Origin of the sequence: Hydrogenophaga sp. (assembly GCF_051007235.1) — a bacterium.
Classification (GTDB): Bacteria; Pseudomonadota; Gammaproteobacteria; order Burkholderiales; family Burkholderiaceae_C; genus Hydrogenophaga.
Genome location: NZ_JBPCSJ010000430.1, coordinates 1 through 4133, shown reverse-complemented (window position 1 = coordinate 4133; position 4133 = coordinate 1). Strand labels below are relative to the sequence as shown.

The following is a 4133-nucleotide window of genomic DNA, read 5'->3' as shown; positions in this document are numbered from 1 at the left end:
GCCCCCCTGGGGGGCAGCGACCCGCGCAGCGGCGGAGCGTGGGGGTCCTTTTATTCACCCGCAGATTTGCGCGGCGCGAACCGGATCGACACCCGCAGGCCGCGCGGGGAGGTGTCGGGGTGGGCGTCTTCCATCAACACCGCCGCGCCATGCTGTTGCGCGATCTCGTGCACGATGGCCAGGCCCAGACCCGAACCGTCGACGTTGGTGCCCAGCGCGCGGTAGAAGGGTTGCAGCACCAGCTCGCGCTCGTTCTCGGGGATGCCGGGGCCGTTGTCTTCCACCTGCAGGATCTGCACGCCGCTGAAGCGGTCGAACAGCACGTGGGCCGTGACCACGCCACCGCGTCCGGTGTAGTTGATCGCGTTGTCCACCAGGTTGCGGGTCATCTCCTGCAACAGGGTGGGGTTGCCGTCCATCAGGCAGTCGTCGGGCAGCTGTTCGGGCCCTTCGTAGCCGAGATCGACGCCGTGTTCCAGCGCGCGCGGCACGGAGTCGCGCACCACGCCCATGACCAGCCGGGCCAGGTCGATGCGGGCGCTGGGCAGCGCGCGGCCGGTGGTTTCGGCGCGGGCCAGCGCCAGCAGCTGGTTGACGGTGTGGGTGGCGCGCGTGCTGGCGTGGGCAATCTGCTGCAGCGAACTGCGGATCTCCTGCGGGTTGTGCTCGCGCTGCGCCAGCTCGGCCTGCATGCGCAGCCCGGCCAGCGGTGTCTTGAGCTGGTGCGCGGCGTCGGCCAGGAAGCGCTTTTGCGTGGACAGCGAGGTTTTCAGCCGCGTCAGCAGGTCGTTGATCGACGACACCAGGGGCGCCACTTCCTGCGGGATGTAGGACTCTTCGATCGGGCTGAGGTCGTCGGGCTTGCGCGCGCGGATCTTCTGCTCCAGGTCGTTGAGCGGGCGGATGCCGCGCACCAGCGCCATCCACACCAGCAGCACGGCCAGGGGCAGGATGACGAATTGCGGCACCATCACGCCCTTGATGATTTCGGTCGCCAGCGTCGAGCGCTTGCCCTTGGTCTCGGCCACCTGCATCAGCACCAGGCGCCGGGGTTCGGTGTCGCGCTGCAGCCAGACGTAGGCCACGCGCACCTCGTCGCCGCGCACCACGTCGTCGCGCAGCTTGACCTGTCCGGGTTCGGGTGTTTCGCTCTCACGCGGCAGGGGGAAGTCGCCTTCGCCACTGATGAGCTCGCCGCGCACGCCCAGCACCTGGTAGTAGACGAGGTCGCTGTCGTCGGCGCGCAGCAGATCGCGCGCCTGCGGCGTGAGGTTGAAGCTCACCCGCTTGTCCTTGGCCACCACGAACTGGGTGAGCGCCTGCAGGTTGAATTCGAGCGCGCGGTCGAACGGTTTGGTGGCGATGCCCTGCGCCACGAACCAGGTCAGCGCCAGCGACAGCGGCCACAACAGCAGCAGCGGCGTGAGCATCCAGTCCAGGATCTCGCCGAACAGGCTGCGCTGTTCCCGCTGGAACAGCCCGAAAGACATGCGCTCGTGGTCGTGTTTGTCTTCAGCCATGGCGGTGGTCCAACACGGCTCAGGTGGCAGTGTCGGGTCGAGGGCAGCCGTGGAACCGGCTTCGCCGGGCCACAGGCTGCGTCCCCCCTCCGGAACGTGAGGGGGGAAGACGCGGAGCGGCGCAGGGGGGTGTCAGATCTTCTCCAGGCAGTAGCCCAGGCCGCGCACGGTGGCGATGCGGATCGGGCCCTTCTCGATCTTCTTGCGCAGGCGGTGGATGTAGACCTCGATGGCGTTGTTGCTCACCTCTTCGCCCCACTCGCACAGGCGCTCGACCAGCTGGTCCTTGCTCACCAGGCGGCCGGCGCGCTGCAGCAGCACTTCGAGCAAACCCAGTTCGCGCGCCGAGAGTTCGACCATCTTGCCGTCGATGGTGGCCACGCGTCCCGCCTGGTCGTACACCAGCGGGCCGTGCTTGATGGTGGACGTGGCGCCGCCCATGCCGCGGCGCGTGAGGGCGCGCACGCGCGCTTCGAGTTCCTGCAGGCTGAAGGGCTTGGCCATGTAGTCGTCGGCGCCATAGTCCAGGCCCTTGACGCGCTCTTCCACGCTGTCGGCGGCGGTGAGGATCAGCACCGGCAGCGTGGAGCCGCGCGAGCGCAGCCGCTTGAGCACCTCCAGCCCATGCATCTTGGGCAGGCCCAGGTCGAGGATGAGCAGGTCGAATTCGTTGTTGGTCATCAGCGCGGCATCGGCCTCGCTGCCGCTGGCCACGTGGTCCACGGCGGCGCCGGCGGCGCGCAGGCTGCGCAGCAAGCCGTCGGCCAGCACTTGGTCGTCTTCGGCGATCAGGATGCGCATGGGGTGTCTCCTCGGCGGCCGGTCGGGCCGGTGTTCTGGGGGCTGGGTGGCGGTTGGCATGGCGCGCGCGCCTGAGCGCACCTGCGTTTCATTTTAGGGCGCCGGCCACCGCTTCTGGCGGGCTGGCCGCAGGGGGAAACCCCCGCTCGCAGGCCCCGCCAGCGCTCATCCGCCGTAGGCCTCCAGCCCCAGCGCGACCACGGTGGCCACGTCGCTGCCCACCTGCGCGCGGAACTCGGCCTCGGCCTGGGCCACGGCCTGGCGGAAGGCCTGCAGCCACAGCAGGCCGGTGGCGGTGAAGACGATACGACGCGCGCGAGCATCCAGCGGGTCGGGCTCGCGCCGCACCAGGTCCCAGGCCTCGCATTGCGCCACCAGGTCGCCCATGGCCTGCTTGCTCATGCCTGCGCTGGCGGCCAGTTCGGTCAGGCGCGAGCCTTGCAGGGCCAGGTGGCGTGTGATGTGGATGTGCGCCGCACCGACCTGGTCGCGTGCCGCCAGGTGGGACAGGGCCAGCGGCACTTGCGGGTGGTGTGCCATCAGGTGCAGCACGCGTTCGTCAAACCGCCGCAGCGCCAGGCCCATCAGCCGGCCCAGGTGGGTGGCGCGCCAGCGGTCGTCGGTGATGGATGGGGCAGGTGTTTCAGACACGCCGAAATGGTAAGGCAAACTGACCATAAAACGACTTGTTGGATGGGTATTCGCCGATAAACTCCTGTTCAAGCATCCAGCCTGTACGCAAACCCACAGTCTGAAAGCCAGTACCCACTCACACCCACAGGAGCACTGCACATGGAAAGCGCCGTCAAGAACAACCCCCTCAACAGCGAAAAAGCCAAGGCTTTGCAGGCCGCGCTGGCCCAGATCGAAAAGCAGTTCGGCAAGGGCACCATCATGCGGCTGGGCGAAGGCGAGGTGATCGAGGACATCCAGGTCGTCTCCACCGGCTCGCTGGGGCTGGACATCGCGCTGGGCGTGGGCGGCCTGCCGCGCGGCCGGGTGATCGAGATCTACGGCCCGGAATCGTCGGGTAAGACCACGCTGACCCTGCAGGTCATCGCCGAAATGCAGCGCCTGGCCGGTACCTGTGCCTTTGTCGACGCCGAACACGCGCTGGACACCGCTTATGCGCAGAAGCTGGGCGTGAACCTGCAGGAGCTGCTGATCAGCCAGCCCGACACCGGAGAACAGGCGCTGGAGATCGTGGACTCGCTGGTGCGCTCTGGCGCGGTCGACCTGGTGGTGGTGGACTCGGTCGCGGCGCTCACGCCCAAGGCCGAAATCGAAGGCGAGATGGGCGATTCGTTGCCCGGTCTGCAGGCCCGCCTGATGAGCCAGGCCCTGCGCAAGCTCACCGCCACCATCAAGAAAACCAACTGCACGGTCATCTTCATCAACCAGATCCGCATGAAGATCGGCGTGATGTTCGGCAGCCCCGAAACCACCACCGGCGGCAATGCGCTCAAGTTCTACGCCTCGGTCCGCCTGGACATCCGCCGCACCGGCACCATCAAGAAGGGCGAAGACGCGATCGGCAACGAAACCAAGGTCAAGGTCGTCAAGAACAAGGTCTCGCCGCCGTTCAAGACGGCCGAGTTCGACATCCTGTTCGGTGAAGGCATCAGCCGCGAAGGTGAAATCCTTGACCTGGGCGTGCTCAACCGCGTGATCGAGAAGTCCGGCGCCTGGTACGCCTACAACGGCGAGAAGATCGGCCAGGGCCGCGACAACGCGCGCGAGTTCCTCAAAGAGAACCCCGAGTTGCGCGTCGAGATCGAGAACAAGGTGCGCACCGAGCTGGGCGTGCCGCTG

General features: G+C 67.5%; 4 protein-coding genes. 1 reads left to right on the top strand and 3 read right to left on the bottom strand.

All coding sequences use genetic code 11. From position 1 onward, the window contains the following. Positions 1-50: 50 nt before the first annotated feature. The 3 genes from ACR2JA_RS15405 to ACR2JA_RS15395 form a co-directional block, all read right to left on the bottom strand. Positions 51-1520 (bottom strand): sensor histidine kinase N-terminal domain-containing protein, encoded by a 1470-nt coding sequence (locus ACR2JA_RS15405; RefSeq protein WP_434009958.1) that lies wholly within the window; start codon positions 1518-1520, stop codon positions 51-53. A gap of 132 nt (positions 1521-1652) precedes the next feature. Beyond that, entirely contained in the window at positions 1653-2321 is a 669-nt protein-coding gene (locus tag ACR2JA_RS15400; RefSeq protein WP_434009957.1) for a response regulator, read from the bottom strand. A gap of 165 nt (positions 2322-2486) precedes the next feature. Further along, on the bottom strand, positions 2487-2999 hold the full coding sequence (locus tag ACR2JA_RS15395) for a MarR family winged helix-turn-helix transcriptional regulator (RefSeq protein WP_434009956.1): 513 nt from the start codon (positions 2997-2999) through the stop codon (positions 2487-2489). A gap of 114 nt (positions 3000-3113) precedes the next feature. On the opposite strand from ACR2JA_RS15395, the gene recA reads away from it, so the two are divergent. Next, the coding region (recA, locus tag ACR2JA_RS15390) for a recombinase RecA (protein ID WP_434009955.1) at positions 3114-4133 on the top strand (1020 nt) is incomplete at its 3' end.

Coding starts and splice junctions, on each gene's coding strand:
- ACR2JA_RS15395 (WP_434009956.1), bottom strand. CDS start 2,999: ATGGTCAGTTTGCCTTACCATTTCGGCGTGTCTGAAACACCTGCCCCA.
- ACR2JA_RS15405 (WP_434009958.1), bottom strand. CDS start 1,520: ATGGCTGAAGACAAACACGACCACGAGCGCATGTCTTTCGGGCTGTTC.
- ACR2JA_RS15400 (WP_434009957.1), bottom strand. CDS start 2,321: ATGCGCATCCTGATCGCCGAAGACGACCAAGTGCTGGCCGACGGCTTG.